Origin of the sequence: Alistipes montrealensis, from assembly GCF_018362775.1 — a bacterium.
In the GTDB taxonomy this organism is placed as follows: domain Bacteria; phylum Bacteroidota; class Bacteroidia; order Bacteroidales; family Rikenellaceae; genus Alistipes; species Alistipes montrealensis.
Genome location: NZ_JAGYXY010000002.1, coordinates 343,934 through 360,784, shown reverse-complemented (window position 1 = coordinate 360,784; position 16,851 = coordinate 343,934). Strand labels below are relative to the sequence as shown.

Genomic DNA, 16,851 nt, shown 5'->3' with positions numbered 1-16,851 from the left:
AATCCCCGGTCCGGGGCTATCCCGCAAGAGAAAGAGGTCGGACACCTGCCGGTATCGGACCTCTTCTGGTTAGGTTAGTTAGGTTAATGAGAGTGGGAGAATCCCACGTTTGTTACACAAAGGTAATTGAAATTTACGAAAAACCAAATGTTTTGTAACATTTTTCTAAAACCTAACGCAATTTTGTTTATAGATTATAATTAAAATTTTTAAAATACCCCTGTGTTTATAAGTTTTTGATTAAAGCGCCTCGCGCATTTCCAGGCTCTCGGCCGATTCGCCGATAGTGCTGGGCTGCGGTTCGGGGACCAGAGACGTGAGGTGCTTGTGGCGATAGGTCGCGGGCGTCATCTGGTACTCTTTCTTGAAGAGTTTGATGAAGTGCGATGTGTTGGGGAACGTGCATTCGTTGCCGATTTCGGAGATGGACTTCGAAGTCGAGATCAGCAGCAGACGCGAGTGCATGAGCCGCTGGCGGATGTACCACTTGTGAGGCGGCATCTGGAAGTGGCGGCGGAACTCCTTTTTGAACGAGGTGAGCGAACGGTTGGTGAGTTTCGAGAGTTCTTCGATCGAAATGTCCTTGAAGATGTGGTCGTAGACGATCTGTTCGAAATTCTCCTTGGCGGCATCCACGTTGCTTAACAACTTGCTTTTGATGCAGCAATCCTCGTGTGAGGCGATCAGGTAGATCAACTCGGTCATCTTGATGTTCTCGGCCGTCTCGTCGTGGCGGAAATCCTCGTCGCGCAGGTAGTTGTTGGTATTGACGAAAAAGTTCCGCAGAGAGTTCCATGCGGGCATGGTGACGTGCGAGCGGTTGCGGCAGTTTTCGCACGAATGTTCGTTCGAAATGTTCAGGCCGTAGGTGATGTTCAGGTGCATCAGGATACGCTGGAGGTCATCGGGCGTGTAATAAAAGAGCACCTGCTCGAACGGCTGGCCGCCTTCGGGGAAGTTCTCAATGTAGTGGTGTCCGATGCCCAGGTAGAAAACATCGCCGCGCGAAAGTGTCTGACGCTTATCGCCGTCGTAGATGTACTTCGTTCCGCGGAGGATGTAACCGATTGCGTAACGCGAAAGGGACTGCGACTGGATACCGTTGTGAAGCGACTCGACGTACTTCACGATCATCGGCTGTTGAACCGACGAATTCATTGAATTCTTCATAGTAATTGTAATTTAAGTTTTTCTGAACAAAGCATTGCGTCACTTATGTTCGTTCTCAAATATACAATTTTAACTTTTCAATCTACCATAATTAATAGCATATTTGGACACAAAAGGGCAAATAAGACCTTTTGTGCTATGGTTTGGGCTAAATAGATTATTGTAAGGTTGTGTTGATGACTGCTGAAGCGAGCAATAGCAGGTAAAGCGGAAGGGCGATGGCCCGGTGAATCCGGACAAACATGAAGGGTAATAGAACGGCCGAAGGTACGGCCGTCAGAGCGATTACTCCGGGGGTCGCGGCGGGACCGCACAGCACGGCGGTGACAAGCAGGAGTATACTTATATTAAATATAAAGATAAAGCGCGGTTTGGTTCCGACGGCGTAGATGTCCGAGAGGAAAAACAGCAGGGCCATCAGGTCGAGCATAAAAACGGCGCCCAGCAACACGAGGCTTTCTATCGGTGTCGAGAGGAACAGCGACAACGGCCTTCCCGTGATGAATGTATTCGCCAGGAGTGTGACCGGAGCTGTAAATTCGCCCCCGGCGCCCCAGTTGACGTAGCAGAGTGCGAGGACGGGCAGCAGCAATCCGGCAATGGCGACGGTGACTTCGCGCAGTGTGCGCCGGAAGAGCATGACGGCGAGCGGCAGCAGGATCAGGAGCGGCGTAGCGGCCACACAGACGAGCGGCAGCAGCCCCGTGTAGAACGAGGCGCGGAAGATGGCGTCGAACCCGAATCCGTTGCAGAACGAGCGGCAGAAGTTTTTCAGGGCCAGGGCCAGCAGGGCCGATGCGGTGAAGAGTGTCAGGAAATCGCTGTCACCGGCAAGACCGCAGGCGATGGCCCCGTAAAGAGGAATGGCAAGGCAGGTTCCGACGGTGTAGAGGTTGTAACGTACGGTAAGGCGTCCGACGGACATCCCCGTAAAGAGCATCAGCAGGCCGGCGATCCAACGCGACCAGGCGGGATGCGCCGACTGGAACTGTGCCAGCAGGTCCCCGGGCAAGGTTATGGCGACTACGTCGGAAGCGCTTCGGCCGGCTATATTCCCGGCCAGCGCCGCGGGGGCCGCGTCAGAGCCGCCCGCACCCCACATCGCGACGACGGTGAGTGCGGCGAGGGTCAGAAAGGCCGGAACGAGCGGCTGCCGTGCAATGTCGAATTTCATGTCGGGGCTTTTTTCCTCGGACAAAATTAGTGAAAAAAGCCGGAATAATCCGTAACTTTGTAGAATATGGAAGGTAGTCCCGTAATCTTTGGGCGCAAACGCCGTCCGACTGCTGTCTGTTTTACGCGATTTGTGATACGATGTTAGAAAACCAGTGCCAATACGACCTTTCGGAGGCCGGATGCGACGAAGCCGGGCGCGGATGCCTGGCCGGGCCGGTCTTTGCGGCGGCTGTGATTCTGCCGCCCGATTTCCACGATCCGCTGCTCAACGACTCGAAGCAGATGACCGAGCGCAACCGGGAAAAGCTGCGTGCCGTCATCGAACGCGAGGCTGTCGCATGGGCCGTCGAGGCGGTTTCGGCTGCGCGGATCGACGAAATCAATATCCTGAACGCTTCGTTCGAAGGGATGTCGCTGGCTGTGGCGCGCCTCGACCCGGCTCCGTCGTTCCTGGCTATCGACGGCAACAGGTTCCGCACGCGCCTCGAAATTCCCTATCGCTGCATCGTCAAGGGTGACGGCAAATACGCCGACATTGCCGCGGCTTCGGTTCTCGCCAAAACCCATCGCGACGAATATATGCTGCGCATCGCCGAAGAGTTCCCGCAGTACGGCTGGACGAAAAACAAAGGTTACCCCACGCGCGAACACCGGCTGGCGATCCGGGAGTACGGTCTTACGCCCCACCACCGGCTGACGTTCAACCACGAGATCGACCAGTTGGAACTCCCTTTCTGACGTTTCCGATGGTTGCGGCGCACCTGCCACCGCCCCGAAAATTCCCGAATGAAGCGCTCTCTCCATTCGGGAATTTTTACGCGATGCGCCATCTGTCCTGTACCGGAGGCGGCTGCTTTTCGTTGCGAGCGGACCTGAGGTTATCCGCGCCGAACCGTTTTGCATAGCGCCCTCCTCCCGGCAAAACAAAAAGAGCAGGCTTTCAAGCCTGCTCTTTTTCAACATAATCCCCGGATTAGTATCCCAGCGACTTGGAGGCCGCATAGGAGAGTTTCAGGGCGTTGGCGCGACGCAGCTCCTGCTTAACGTCGGTCACAATACCCATCTTGGTATTTTCGTCGGCCTTGAGGCAGATCGTCATCGAAGCACGGTCGGCTTCGGTGAGCTTATCGCGTTCTGCGGCGACGAAGTCCAGGATATCCCGGGTCGATTTGTACGAGTCGTTCAACTGGATGCGCGGCGCGGTTCCGAACTTTGCCTGCATCGTCATCGACGGGGGACCGATGTGAATGAAACTTACGAGCGATTTCTTCTCGAGTTTCTGCACTTCGGTAGCCTCCGGAAGTTTGTATCTTACCAGCAGTTCCTGATCGCGCATGGTCGTCGAGACCATAAAGAAGAAGAGGATCATGAAGATCACGTCAGGAAGCGATGCGGTCGAGATAGGGGGCAGACCTTTGCTGCCCTTCTTTTTCATTACTGCCATGGCTTACTTCTTTATGTTACGCGGTTCGGCCTCCGAAATCTTCAGAGGTACGGCTTTCGATACTGCATTGCGCTGCTCCTCGGGAAGATCGAGGAATTTTGCGCCGAATTTACGCTGTGCCACCTCGTTACGCACCTCGTTGAATGCGCGCGTGAGTTCGTTCTGCACCATGATATAGGATTGGTAGCCCGTGTCTCGGGTCGTCTGAAGCGAAACGACGCCCTGGCTCTCGGGATATACCCATTTGCTGCCGTCTGCGAGCTCGATCTCTTTGTTCTGCTTCTCGGGCAGGTTCTCGTCGTTCATCGGGTTGGTGATGAACTCCTTGGTCTTGTCCTTGAGCTGGTGAAGATCGAGCGGCTCCTGCTTGCCTGCTGCTCCTGCCATGATGTCTCCCCTACCGTTGATGAACACGAGGAATAGGTTGCGCTCCTTGACCTTGATTTCATCCTGAGGTTGATCCTCGGGAGGCATCGGCGGAAGCATGCGCACCAGACCCGTGTCGGTATTCATGGTAGTGGCGACCAGGAAGAAAATCAGCAGCAGGAAGGCGATGTCGGCCATAGAACCGGCATTGATCTCCTGTATTTTTCTTTTATCTGTTGCCATCGTTTTTTATTCAGTTATTTGAATGCGCCCCAGATTTCGGTTGCAACGGCCGTCAGGAAAGCGGCGATGAACGCAACGTAGGTTACGAGGATGCTCGTTTCGGTAATTACGGTTTCACCGTGGCTGAAGAAACCGTTGTTCTGCAGATCGATGATATTCACCGTATGGCCGGCCGAATAGAAATACGAAACGCCGACGACGACGATGATCAACGCCAGGGACAGAATGGTTCCCTTGATGCCTGCCGGGTTTTGGATCATTCCGAAAACGGCGCAGAAAATAGCCGCAGCGACAGCGAACACGAAGAGGAAATATCCCCACATCAGGTTCACGCTGATCGATGCGTCCGAGCCGCCGGTAGCGATCGCGTAGACCAAAAGGACTACGGTGATAGCCATCAGAACACCCAGCAATATGTTTAAAATCTTTTTCATAATTGCTTTTGACTTTTTAATCTTATCCGCGTCGGATTATTTCTTGTTGTAAGCCGTCAGGATATCCATCAGCGTGATGGACGAGTCCTCCATATCATTCACGAGCGAGTCGATCTTCGAAACGATATAGTTGTAGAACAACTGAAGAATAACCGCAGCGATAAGACCCATAAGGGTGGTCAGAAGGGCGACCTTGATACCGCCTGCAACCAGCGTCGGGCTGATATCACCGGCAGCCTGGATGGCGTCGAACGCCGCGATCATACCGACGACGGTTCCCATAAATCCGAGCATCGGGCTGAGGGCGATGAACAGGCCGATCCACGAAAGGCCCGACTCCATCTGGCCGGTCTGAACCGAACCGTAGGAAACAACGGCTTTTTCGACAGCGTCCAGACCCTGGTCGTAACGGTCGAGACCCTGGTAGTAGATCGAGGCGATCGGACCGCGGGTGTTGCGGCAGACCTCTTTAGCAGCTTCGATGCCGCCGTTCTTGAGCGCCTCCTCGACGGAAGCGATGAGTTTCTTCGAGTTGATCGTCGAGAGCGACAGGTACAGGATACGCTCGATAGCCACTGCCAGACCGATCACCAAGCAGAGGAGCACCGGGAGCATCCACTCCCAACCGCCTTCGAGGAACTTCTGCATCATGACGTGGTGCATGCTGTCGCCTGCAACCTGGGTTTCTGCTACAACCGCTTCGGTTGCGACAGCTGCATCCTGTGCGAACGCACTAACGGTACCCAGTACGGACAGGGCAGCCGACGGAATCAAAAAAAGTTTTTTCATAGTTGTGTTAGATAAATTAAATTTGATTAGTTGATCTTTTTATTGTTGTGTTTTTGGTTTCTTCTTCTTTCCGGTCGCCGCCGAATGCCGTTTTTTTATTTTCAAACGTTGCCGTCCGTTATTTTTTCAATAAAAATAATTATTTTTTTTGTCTTTCGCAGCCTTCGGAGTGTCCTTTTCTGCTCCGGAGCTGCTGCGGAAGGTTATTTCTGCACATATAGCCGAACCCCGGATAATTCACCCCGGATTCGATTAATGGACTGTAAGCCAATAGTTTCGCATGCTTTTTGCCGCCTGACCCACCCATTGCTTCCTGCGGAAAGGGTACATTAGCAGTGCGAAATATAGAAAAAAAAATTGTTACATGCAACGGCTTATGCCGTAAATTCTCCGCGCAGGGGTTTGCGCAGGAGCATGCGTGTCTCGTCGTCCGAAAGCCCCAATCCGAGTACGTACATCAACTTGGTGACGGCGGCTTCGGTAGTCATGTCGTAACCGCACAGGACGCCGGTTTTTTGCAGTTGCAGCCCCGTTTCGTAGAGTTCCATCGAGACGCAGCCCCCGCCGCACTGCGTGATGTTGAGAATGATGATCCCGCGTGCGACGGCTTCCCCGATGACGCGGATGAACCATTCGGAAGTGGGGGCGTTGCCGGCGCCGAAGGTTTCGAGTACCACGGCGCGCAGTCCCGGGGCTGAAAGCATGGCCCGCAGGATCTCTTCGCTGAGTCCCGGAAAGAGTTTGACGAGTTCGATGCCCCCGGATAGTTTCGTGGCGATGCGCAGTTGCGGGGAAGTATCCGCGGGCCGCAGGATCGCCGGGAGGTTGTAGGCGATATTGACCCCTACTTCGGCCAGCGGCGGGTAGTTGTAGGAGCGGAAGGCGCTCAGGGCCTCGGCGCTGCGCTTGGTGGTGCGGTTGGCGCGGAAAAGGCGGTTCTGGAAATAGAGCGATACCTCGGGAACCTCCGGGCGGCCGCCGATGCGGGCCCCGGCGATCTCGATGGCTGTGATAAGGTTCTCTCGCCCGTCGGTACGCAGCACGCCGATCGGAATCTGGCTTCCGGTGAAGACGACCGGTTTGGCGAGGTTTTCCAGCAAAAAACTCAGCGCCGAAGCCGTATAGGACATGGTGTCGGTCCCATGCAGCACGACGAATCCGTCGTAGCGGGCGTAGTTGTCGCGGATCAGGCGGGCGAGGGCCAGCCAGTTCGACGGCTCCACGTTCGAAGAGTCGATCACGGGCGACACCGTGTGTACGTCGATGTCGACGTTAAGGCGTTTCAACGAGGGGAACTCGTCGTAAATGCCGCTGAAGTCGAAGGGGACCAGCGCCCCGGTGGCGGCGTCGGTCTTCATGCCGATGGTTCCGCCCGTGTAAATAATGAGGATCGAAGATCTCATGGTATCAGATTCCTTTGAATATTCGTTTGGCGTTGGCCGTCGTCGCCTCCGCGACCTCCGCCGGTGTGAGTCCTTTGAGTTCGGCGACCTTTTCGCAGACGTAACGCACGTAGGCCGACTCGTTGCGCTCTCCCCGGTGGGGTGCGGGCGTGAGGTAGGGACAGTCGGTTTCCAGCACGATGTCCCGCAGTTCCATTTCGCGCACGACCTCGGCCAGTTTGCTCTTTTTGAAAGTTACCACGCCGCCGATCCCGAAGGCGAAATCACCGTACTCCTTCAGTTTGCGGTAGGTCTCGATTCCGTCCGAAAAGGCGTGGAAGACTCCCCGGACGCCTTGGCCGCGGTATTCGCGCATGATAGCGGCCGTTTCGGGCCATGCGTCGCGCGTATGCACGGCGATCGGCAGCCCGTATTGCAGCGAGAGGTCGATCTGGCGGCGGAACGTTTCGGCCTGTTCGGCCCTGAAATCGCGGCTCCAGTAGAGGTCCAGCCCGATCTCGCCTACGGCGCAGAATCCCTCGATTCCTTCGGGCGGCGTTTGCAGGTAGCGTTCCACCAGGGCGAGTTCCTCCTGCCAGCGGGGATTGTCGTTTACCGAGGTGGGGTGCAGTCCCATCATCGGGATGCACCGCTGCGGATGGCTGCGGCAAAGTCCGAACAGCCGCTCGTGGCTTTCGGAGTCGATGGCCGGGAGCAGCAGTTGCCCGACGCCTTCGGCTGCGGCGCGGGCTAAAGCCTCTTCGCGGTCGTCGTCGAATGCTTCGTCGTAGAGGTGTGAATGCGTATCTGTCAGTATCATAGTTTCATGTATCTGTTTCCGGGCAACTGGCGCACGGCGCCTGCCAGTTCGAGCCCTACGAGCAGCGTCGCCAGTTCGCCGGGATTCAGGCTGCTCAGTTCCCCGAGCGTCTCGACCGACAACGGGTCGTCGGTGCGGAAACACCCCAGCAGTCCGGCCTCGTCGGGCGTCAGTTCCGGAGTCGGGGGCTTTGCCCGCAGCATCGCGGGATTTTCTCCGAGGTCCCACATCAACTCCCGGATCACGTCGTCGGCCGTCAGTACCAACTGTGCTTTGCGGTTGCGTATCAGGTGGTTCGTGCCTGCCGACGCCCGGTCGGTGATGCGTCCCGGCACGGCCATTACCGTCCGGTTGTAGGCGTCGGCGCAGTGGGCCGTGAAGAGCGAGCCGCCGCTGTCGGGAGACTCGGCGACGATGCATCCCGCGCTCAGCCCCGCAATGATGCGGTTACGTGCGAGGTAGAAATTGCCGTTCTGCTTCGACTGCGAGTGCAGTTCCGTGACTAAAGCCCCTCCGCGGGCGAGGATGTCGCGCGCCACGTCCGTATGCTGGGCAGGCGTAACGCCGGGCAGCGGGTTGGCTACCACGGCGACGGTCGGCACTCCGGCTGCAAGCGCCGCACGGTGTGCCGCGATGTCGATCCCGAAAGCCAGGCCGCTTACGACCGAGAGTTCCGGAACCCGCTCTGCTAGCCCTTCTACGAGCCGGTTGCAGACCGTCTGCCCGTAAGGCGTCGCTTCGCGTGTTCCCACGATTGAAATACAACGGGCCGAGAGGGCTTCGGTGTCTCCTTTGATATACAGCACATGAGGGTAATCGGGGATTTCCCGCAGGAGCGCCGGGTATTCCGGGTCGGTCGAGGCAATGGCTGTGATGCCGTTGCGGCGGCAGTAGGCGAGTTCCTTTTCCGCATCAGAAAACCCTTTCCGGTGGACGATCTGCTGTGCCGCTTCGGGCCGCAGCTCCGCTTTGCCGATCAGCTCGTCGGCCGTGGCCGCGAAGATGCTTCGCGCATCGCCGAACTGCTCCAGCAGGTGCACGGCGCCTTTAATGCCGATGCCCGGAGTCATCTGAAGGGCAATATCCTCGATGGTCATACCGCGAAAAAACGTTTAGAACGATGTAAAGGTAGCCATTTTCGGGAAATAACGCAACGCAGGGCGGAATTTCGTAAAGAACCGGTTGCGATTGAAAAAAGGTAAGCCCATGTACGCTTACCTTAAGATTAAAAAGTAAATATTTTTTGGAAAGAGCGCAAAGTTAAGCCGAAGTTTTGCAGATTTTAGAAATGTTTGTATATTTGCACTCCCGATGCACTGAAAAATGAAGCCGTATGCTTTGGATTTGCGGAGCCGATCGATCGGATTCCGGGAATTTTGAAAATTCGGCTCGGTTTAAAAGACAGGGTATTCGGGTAAAAATGGTCTGATGGCCGAGTGGCTAGGCAAAGGTCTGCAAAACCTTGTACAGCGGTTCGAATCCGCTTCAGACCTCGATCTGAACGCGAAAGTCCTTGGAAGTTAATACTTCCGAGGACTTTTTTTGCCAGGGCCCGAAGACGGGCCCGTTTTAGATATGAATAACGGTGGGGCGATTGACCGGTTCGTAGTTTTCGTTCACGATACAACCGTTTACAAAGGTTGTCCGGGGCGTTTCATACACTCCGCATGCTTCGTGGATATGGCCGAATAAGTGGTAATGCGGAGCCGTCTTTTCTACGCGTTTGCGTAAATCTTCACTTCCCATGTTTGCGCCGAATGCCGATTTGTCTAAGATTCCGAATGGCGGGCAATGTGAAATCAACACATCTGTCTGCTCCGGAATCCGGGCGATTTTCTCCGGATAGAGGTCTTCCCAATGGATTTCATCGGACAGGAAGAGCGGCACTCCCCAGATCCGCACACCTCCGATTTCTATGCCGCTGTTGCACAGATAGTGGCAATTTTCAGGCAGACCTTCGATTTCCGCGCCGTCCAGGCAATCGTCGTGATTGCCGGCGATAAAGATTTTATGTCTGTAATCCAACGGGCCGAGCCAACTGATAAAATCGGCAATCTCTTCCTCCGTGCCGTTCCACGACAAATCCCCTGCATGAATCAGCACATCCGCCTGCGGCATATTTTTCATCTCCCGGTGTTTTCCGTGCGTATCGGATAGAAAGGCAATCGTCATTTCGAAGGTGCGTTGGTATATGATCTGAATACTTAGCCGCCCGGCTGTCATAGAGCGAGAGGTTATCTGCAAAGATAGACAAAAAAACAGCGGTGCGGTTATCTGCAACCCTGTTTTGTTTTTGATTTATCCGTTTCCCGGATTTGTCGGGCGGGTTCTGCGCCCGGCCGATTTTTTCCGGTGTAATATGGTGGTCTTTCTCTATTTTGCGTTATTTTTGTTTTTGATAAATATTGGAGTGCAACCAAAAATAAACCTGAATTCTATGAAGAGATCATTCGAAATGCTGCTGCTGGCTTTCGGCATCGCTGCTTTCAGTTGCAGCGCGAACCGGGTCTTCGGTGCGGAAACCGGCGAAAACCGGCTGCCGGAGTGGGCGTTGGGAGGCTTTGTCCGTCCTGCAGGGGCCAATCCCATTATCATGCCCGACCCGCAGGTTCGGTTTTTCTGCCCCATGCGGCAGGACTCGGTCGGATGGATGGAGAGCGATACGTTCAATCCTGCTGCGACCGTCCGCGACGGTAAAATATGCGTGCTCTTCCGTGCCGAGGACAATTCGGCGACGGGCATCGGCAAACGTACTTCGCGCATCGGTCTGGCTGAAAGCAGCGACGGCGTGGCAATGCAATTCCGCCGTGATCCCGTGCTTTTTCCGGCCGAAGATGGACTGAAAGAGTATGAGTGGCCGGGAGGTTGTGAAGACCCGCGTGTCGCCATGGCCGAGGACGGTACTTATGTAATGCTCTATACGGCGTGGAACCGCCGCATTCCGCGGCTCTGCGTAGCGACCTCGTGCGATCTGGTGACCTGGACGAAGCACGGTTATGCCTTCGAAAAGGCCTATAACGGCCGTTTCCGCGACTTGAAATGCAAATCGGCCTCGATCGTGACCAAACTCGACGGCGATAAACTCGTCATCACGCGCGTAAATGGCAAATACCTGATGTACTGGGGTGAGCGGATGATCAACATCGCCACGTCGGACAACCTCGTTGACTGGACGCCCGAAGTGAATGAGCAGGGCGGACTGAAGGGGGTGGTCTTTCCGCGTATCGGCTATTTCGACAGCGACCTGACCGAGTGCGGACCTCCGGCCATCCTGACCGACAAAGGCATCCTGCTGCTTTACAACGGTCGGAACCGCACCGACGACCGCCGCGACATGCGCTATCCGGGCGGCACGTACTCTGCCGGACAGTTATTGTTCGACGCTGCGGACCCGGGTAAGGTCATCGGACGCCTCGACGTGCCCTTTTTCCGCCCCATGGACGATTTCGAAAAGAGCGGTCAGTACAAGGACGGCACGGTCTTCATCGAAGGGCTGGTTTACTATAAATCCAAATGGTATCTCTACTACGGGTGTGCCGATTCGCATGTCGGCGTAGCCGTCTGCGATCCTGCCGCCGGAGCGCCCGGTGACTCCATTCCCGCCGGAAATTCCAAACCTTAAGATGCTTCTCCGGCATTGCTGCTTGCCGCTGACAAAAAACCTCCGCATCGTCGATTCCGGGATGCGGAGGTTTTTTGCGATCGGAGTCGGACCTCCGGTTTCGGTCCGGCGTCCATCAATGCCGTTTGTCCTTTACAGATTTTTGGTGTATAGGTCGTTCATGATGTCGAGAACCTGTTTCCAGGAATCGCCGCCGTCGTTGGTCGATTCGGGACCGGGCGTCGATCGTCCGTCCTCGATGTATTTCTTTACCCGGGCCGCCATCTCGCGGACCTGGCCGGCATATGCGGGATTGTTTATCTGGTTGACCTTCTCTTCGGGGTCGCTGACCATGTCGTAGAGCTGCAACGAAGGCCGGCCTTCGATCCTGTACTCTTCGGCGGAGCCGTTGCCTGCATTGAATATCAGCTTGAACTGCGGCGTTCGGTAGGTGAAATAACCGGCTCCCGACGTTGCGATCAGGTCGGTTCGGGACGTATCGCCCGTGCCGTTCAGTATCGGCCAGAAACTGTAACTGTCTTCGGCTTCGCCGGCGTCCGCCCGGTAGCCGAGCATGTCGGCGAATGTAGCGTAGAGGTCGGTCAGCGACACGAGCGAATTATCTGTCCGGCGGCCGTACCGGTCGCCCCACGACAGGATGAAGGGAATGCGGTGACCGCCTTCCCAGCCGTGGGATTTGTATCCCCTGTAAATATAGGACGGATAGTGGCCTTTCTTGTTTATCTGCCCCATGTTGATGTATCCGGCGCAGCCGTTGTCGGCAGCGAACATCACGATCGTATCGTCGTACTTGCCGATCTCTTTCAGCTTCTGGTTGATCCTGCCGACGATGTCGTCGATCATCATCACCAGGTCGCCGTAATCGCCGATCGCCGATTTTCCTTTGAATTCCGGGCTGGGGAAAAGCGGGATGTGGGGCGCCGTTAGGGCCATGTAGAGAAAAAACGGTTTGTCGGAGTCCTTGTTCTCGTCGAGGTATTCGAGCGTTTTATCCGCCAGGTGCGGCTGCATGCTCTCCGCACTCCAGTCGCTGTGCCCGACGCCGCCCTTGATCTTGTACAATCCTCCGCCGGAGTCTTCGAATACCATATTCGGTTGTTTTTCCGCCATGTCGTTGACAAGGTATAGGTGCGGGGGCCCCGAGGGTGAGGTCAGTCCGTAGAAATAGTCGAACCCCTTGTCGGTGGGGCCGTTGGCTACGCGTTTGGTAAAGTCGATGTCGTCGATCTTCTTTGCCGGCTTGCCGTCCTTGCCGGTCCAGTCCCAGCCCAGGTGCCATTTGCCGATGATTGCCGTCGTATAGTCACAGGCCCTGAACATGTCGGCGATGGTTTTGCGTCCCGGAGCGATCATCGGGGGCGACATGACGCCGAGTACGCCTCCTTTTTTCTCCGAACGCCAGTTGTAGCGTCCCGTGAGGATCGAGTAGCGCGAGGGGGTGGAGAGGGCCGATGAGGCGTGCGCATCGGTGAACGCGATGCCGCGGTTGCACATTTCGTCGAGACAGGGGGTCTCTATCTGTGAGTCGGGATTGAGTCCCCTTACGTCCCCGATTCCCATGTCGTCGGCAAGGATCAGGATGACGTTGGGCCGCGGGTCTTTTCCCGAGGCTCCGTAGCACGAGGCCAGTGCACCCAATATGCATGACGACTTAATCAACATTCCGTTTTTCATAGCGTAGATCGGTTAGCGGGTTGTTTCGGCAGAAAACCGAATAGTCAAAGGTAACGATGTTTTACGGGTTTCCCGGATAATATCCGACCTTAAAAGGCCATTTTCCGACCAAGTCGGTCGTTCGGACACCTCTCCGGCCGGGAAACCTTCCGGCTCGTTTGCGCCTTCGCTGCGCGCATTCGTCGGAATGCGCCCCTCCCTTACTCCGGCAGTCTTCTGTCCGTATGCGCTGTGCCGGCGACTGTATTTCTGAAAATGGCGCGTTGCCGTTTTGCAAACTGAAAAATCCGCTATATTTGTATTCCAAATATAGCGAGGAATGAAATTTGCGTCTATTATTCCGATTTTGTGTGCTGCTCTGGGGTTTGCCGGGTGCACTCCGACTCCGGTTGCCCTCGAACGGGCCGATGCCCTTGTGCGCGAGCATCCCGACAGTGCCATGCAACTGCTGAAGACCATCCGGAAGCCTGCGAGCCTTTCACGCCACGATTATGCGCTCTTTGCGCTGCTCGTGACGCAGGCACGTTGCCAGTTGCACGAAGACCTTACGCAGGACACATTGTCCTATGTCGCAGTCGATTATTTCCGCAATACCACCGATTCGGCCAATGCCTACAAGTCCTATTTCTATGCGGGGCAGGTGGCCCGGGCCATGAGGCGGCCCGAACAGGCCATCACCTGTTACCTGAAAGGTAACGCTTTCCTGGAAACGAGCCGCAATTTCAACCAGCATTACATTTCCAATACGTGGATTGGAGTGCTGAACAGCGAGCAGGGACTCCACGATGCTAAGATCGTCTATTCGAAGCGGGCGTTGCAATATGCCGATTCGCTCGACAATGACCTTTACCGCTGCATTTCGCTGAACGACATTGCCTATGGGTTCGTCGAACTGAAGCAATACGACAGCGCCCGTCATTATACCTTCCGGGCCCTGGATGCCGGCCGTAAGGCGAACTTGGGCGAGGACCTCTCGCCGACCTATACGCTCCTGAGTTATATCGGCTATGCCGAGGGCAACTTCCCGGAGGCTTTGAAATACCGTAATCAGGCCCGGGCTTTGCTGTCGGAGAATGACCGGCGGCAGCCTTCCCAACTGGTCGATAAAGCTCGTATCCATGCCCGTATGGGACATTGCGACTCGGCGTTCCACTGCCTCGCACAAGCCGAAAAAATGGGTATCCCGTCGATCTCCGACCGACAAATACGGGCCGAGGCATATGCCGTCGCGTATGAGCAAATGGGCCGCCTGGATTCGGCGCTCGATTTCCAACGGCAGTATAACTGCCTTCAGGATTCGATTTACGAAGAGGAGCAAAGCGCCCGTATTTTCGAGACCCAGCGGGTTTTTCGTTACGATAAATTCCGCGAGCAGAACCAATTGCTCAAAGAGCAGAAAATCGCCCGCGACAGGTGGATTTACCGCATTATTCTGATTTCCGCAATGTTGCTGTTCGCCGGGTGTGTCGTCCATTTCCGGCGTGACCGCCTCCGGAAACAGCATATTATCTTACAGCAGGACCAGCTCATCCGCCAGCAGGAATACCTGCGGCAGAAGGAGGCCGAGCGGCTCCACGCCGAAACCCGCCTGTCGGAGCTGGACGGGAAGGTCGACCAGTTGAAAACGGTCTTCTTCCGGCAGCTCACCCAGCGGTTCATCCCTGCTTCCGGCAAGGACGTTATCCGTCTGAGCGACGCGGACTGGGAGGTGATCTTCGGACATGCCGATGCGATTTTCGATGGATTTACCCAACGGCTGCGCGAGGCTTACCCGGTCCTCAACGAAGAGGATATCCGCTATTGCTGCATGGTCAAGATGCAGCTTTCCCATTCTGAAATAGCCCGGATTGTCTGCCTGGAGAAGGATTCGGTCAAAAAGCGGATACGCCGCATCCGGCTCGAAAAAATGAAGTCGGGCGAAGGCTATACGCTCGAATCGCTGCTCCATAATTTCTGATTGTCCCCCGGATTGTCCCGGCGTCTTTGTGTATATGTTGTAGAAAATCAGTCTGTTGCACATAGCCCCGAGTCTGCCGATTTGTCCCCCTGCCGATGATGGGGTTTGGCTGTTTTCCCCCTTACCTTTGTCCCCAAACAACCGAATGTTCGATGGGTGACACTCTTTTTATTATCGGAGGTGTTCTTTTTGCGGCCGTTTTTGCCCTTTGGTTCATCTTTACGTCAAACAGCCTGATTGCAAAGCGCAACCGCGTGAAACAATGCCGGAGCGGTATCTGTGTAGCCATGAAGCAGCGCAACGACCTGATCCCGAATCTGGTTGCGGCGGCCCGCACCTATATGGACTATGAAAACCGGACGTTGATGCAGATTACCGAACTGCGTACGCAGGCCGCGTCTGCAACCGACGAACGCAAACAGATCGAAGCCGGCAACCGCCTCTCGGCACTGCTTCCGCAACTGCGGCTCACGGCCGAGAATTACCCCGACCTGAAAGCCGACGGTCAGTTCCTGCAACTGCAGCATGCATTGGAGGAGGTCGAAATGCAGCTTCAGGCCATCCGTCGTACCTATAACGCCGCCGTCGTCGACTACAACAATGCCATCGAAATGTTTCCCTCGTCGTGGGTTGCCGTGTGCCGGAAACACCGGTGCGAGGAGTTGATCGACATTCCTGAAGCCGAACGCGCTGTTCCCGATGTGAAACAACTTTTCAAGTAATAATGTCTGCTCCCGACATGCAATCCCTTCAGGCGGAGCTGATGCTCACGCTGCGGCGCGCCGAACGTAACCGGCGTATTATCCGTTGGACGAAAACGCCTATTTTCCTGGCTGTCGTCCTGTGGCTGATATTCGTGCTGTTCCTGAATTTTGGCGGTCCCTATTTCCTGACCGGAGATCAATACGGTGTCGTCAGTTCCGGGATCATGATCTGGATGTTGCCGGCCATGGCGCTGCTGATTGTCCTTGAATTGGTCTTTGTACGGGCTTACAGCGCTTTTTCCCGACAGGAGCAGGCCGCTGTGTCGCATATCGTGACAACCCTGTTTCCGGGGGCGGAATTCCAGACGCCCGCCCGCAATGTCCCCGATCATATTCTCCGTGGGAGCCTCTTTATGAGCAATTACGCCAAGTCGGGCAATCTGTACGCCTGTACGTTCGCTTCGCTCAGCCTGCCTGCCTGCGGATCGAAACTGACCGTTACCGATCTGGGCCTCGGGCGCAATCTTTCGCAGGGCAATGCCGGGTTGGCAGGGATGTACCGGACGATCGTCCGTCCGCTGTTCGCGTCGCGTGTCGAAAACTCGCTGTACGACTTCCGGGGGATGTTTGCCTGGGCCGAGATGGAACAGCGTGTCCCGGGCAGCATCGTCATCCTGCCCGATCACCTCGAAAACAAGTTGGGCTACCTCGCCCGCTCGATTCAGCGGCTCAAGGAGAGCGACGGCCGCAAACTCGTCCAACTCGAAGACCCCGAATTCGAACGCCTTTTCGCTGTCTATGCATCGGACGAGGTGCTGTGCCGCCGTGTCTTGACGCCGGTCATGATGCGCGACATCACCCGCCTGCAGCAGAAATACGGACGCGACATGATGCTCTCGTTCAATGCCAACCGCTTTTATATCGCTGTGTCGATGCCCGACGGGTTCCTCAGCCTGCGCTCGGGAGCCGCCGGCAACGGCCGTATCGTCGAAGAGATTCAGGCCGACATCGCGGCTACGGAGTCGGTCCTGCGCGAACTGCGGATTGAATAACTGTGTAATTCCCAAACA

The 16,851-nt window shown here is 55.8% G+C and carries 16 protein-coding genes and 1 tRNA gene; 6 read left to right on the top strand and 11 right to left on the bottom strand.

Annotated features, from left to right (window positions below):
* Positions 1–240 precede the first annotated feature (240 nt).
* Positions 241–1,170, bottom strand: coding sequence for an AraC family transcriptional regulator (locus tag KG007_RS04675; protein WP_195459357.1), 930 nt, complete (start codon positions 1,168–1,170; stop codon positions 241–243).
* 157 nt (positions 1,171–1,327) lie between these two features.
* On the bottom strand, positions 1,328–2,344 hold the full coding sequence (locus tag KG007_RS04670; protein ID WP_213347538.1) for a hypothetical protein: 1,017 nt from the start codon (positions 2,342–2,344) through the stop codon (positions 1,328–1,330).
* A 140-nt stretch (positions 2,345–2,484) separates the two neighbouring features.
* Between KG007_RS04670 and KG007_RS04665 the strand changes: the two genes are divergently transcribed.
* Complete coding sequence (locus tag KG007_RS04665; RefSeq protein WP_195459361.1) at positions 2,485–3,084, top strand: ribonuclease HII; 600 nt, start codon at positions 2,485–2,487, stop codon at positions 3,082–3,084.
* Positions 3,085–3,319: 235 nt separating this feature from the next.
* Here the strand turns inward: KG007_RS04665 and KG007_RS04660 are convergent, their stop codons facing one another.
* The 7 genes from KG007_RS04660 to dprA all read right to left on the bottom strand — a co-directional run bounded on the left by KG007_RS04660 (position 3,320) and on the right by dprA (position 8,921).
* Entirely contained in the window at positions 3,320–3,790 is a 471-nt protein-coding gene (locus tag KG007_RS04660) for an ExbD/TolR family protein (protein WP_394369653.1), read from the bottom strand.
* A 3-nt stretch (positions 3,791–3,793) separates the two neighbouring features.
* Positions 3,794–4,399 (bottom strand): ExbD/TolR family protein, encoded by a 606-nt coding sequence (locus KG007_RS04655; protein WP_195459364.1) that lies wholly within the window; start codon positions 4,397–4,399, stop codon positions 3,794–3,796.
* A gap of 14 nt (positions 4,400–4,413) precedes the next feature.
* Entirely contained in the window at positions 4,414–4,833 is a 420-nt protein-coding gene (locus KG007_RS04650; RefSeq protein ID WP_195459367.1) for a hypothetical protein, read from the bottom strand.
* A 36-nt stretch (positions 4,834–4,869) separates the two neighbouring features.
* Entirely contained in the window at positions 4,870–5,622 is a 753-nt protein-coding gene (locus KG007_RS04645) for a MotA/TolQ/ExbB proton channel family protein (protein ID WP_195459369.1), read from the bottom strand.
* Between the two features lie 374 nt (positions 5,623–5,996).
* Complete coding sequence (locus tag KG007_RS04640; RefSeq protein WP_195459371.1) at positions 5,997–7,025, bottom strand: asparaginase; 1,029 nt, start codon at positions 7,023–7,025, stop codon at positions 5,997–5,999.
* Between the two features lie 4 nt (positions 7,026–7,029).
* Entirely contained in the window at positions 7,030–7,824 is a 795-nt protein-coding gene (locus KG007_RS04635) for a TatD family hydrolase (RefSeq protein WP_213347537.1), read from the bottom strand.
* On the bottom strand, positions 7,821–8,921 hold the full coding sequence (gene dprA / locus KG007_RS04630; protein ID WP_213347536.1) for a DNA-processing protein DprA: 1,101 nt from the start codon (positions 8,919–8,921) through the stop codon (positions 7,821–7,823). The genes KG007_RS04635 and dprA overlap by 4 nt, the downstream gene beginning before the upstream one ends.
* Positions 8,922–9,246: 325 nt before the next feature.
* On the opposite strand from dprA, the gene KG007_RS04625 reads away from it, so the two are divergent.
* A tRNA-Cys gene (locus KG007_RS04625) sits at positions 9,247–9,317 on the top strand.
* A gap of 76 nt (positions 9,318–9,393) precedes the next feature.
* On the opposite strand, the gene KG007_RS04620 is transcribed toward KG007_RS04625, so the two are convergent.
* Complete coding sequence (locus tag KG007_RS04620; RefSeq protein ID WP_213347720.1) at positions 9,394–9,996, bottom strand: metallophosphatase domain-containing protein; 603 nt, start codon at positions 9,994–9,996, stop codon at positions 9,394–9,396.
* 265 nt (positions 9,997–10,261) lie between these two features.
* On the opposite strand from KG007_RS04620, the gene KG007_RS04615 reads away from it, so the two are divergent.
* The gene (locus KG007_RS04615) at positions 10,262–11,446 is read left to right on the top strand and encodes a glycoside hydrolase family 130 protein (protein ID WP_213347535.1); all 1,185 of its coding nucleotides are present in this window, start codon (positions 10,262–10,264) and stop codon (positions 11,444–11,446) included.
* Positions 11,447–11,578: 132 nt separating this feature from the next.
* Here the strand turns inward: KG007_RS04615 and KG007_RS04610 are convergent, their stop codons facing one another.
* Positions 11,579–13,120: a sulfatase family protein gene (locus tag KG007_RS04610; RefSeq protein ID WP_213347534.1), complete on the bottom strand. Its 1,542-nt coding sequence runs from the start codon at positions 13,118–13,120 to the stop codon at positions 11,579–11,581.
* Positions 13,121–13,439: 319 nt separating this feature from the next.
* On the opposite strand from KG007_RS04610, the gene KG007_RS04605 reads away from it, so the two are divergent.
* The 3 genes from KG007_RS04605 (at position 13,440) to KG007_RS04595 (ending at position 16,833) form a co-directional block, all read left to right on the top strand.
* On the top strand, positions 13,440–15,077 hold the full coding sequence (locus KG007_RS04605) for a tetratricopeptide repeat protein (protein ID WP_213347533.1): 1,638 nt from the start codon (positions 13,440–13,442) through the stop codon (positions 15,075–15,077).
* A 152-nt stretch (positions 15,078–15,229) separates the two neighbouring features.
* On the top strand, positions 15,230–15,799 hold the full coding sequence (locus tag KG007_RS04600) for a LemA family protein (protein WP_213347532.1): 570 nt from the start codon (positions 15,230–15,232) through the stop codon (positions 15,797–15,799).
* A gap of 17 nt (positions 15,800–15,816) precedes the next feature.
* Positions 15,817–16,833 (top strand): DUF3137 domain-containing protein, encoded by a 1,017-nt coding sequence (locus KG007_RS04595; RefSeq protein WP_213347531.1) that lies wholly within the window; start codon positions 15,817–15,819, stop codon positions 16,831–16,833.
* Positions 16,834–16,851 lie beyond the last annotated feature (18 nt).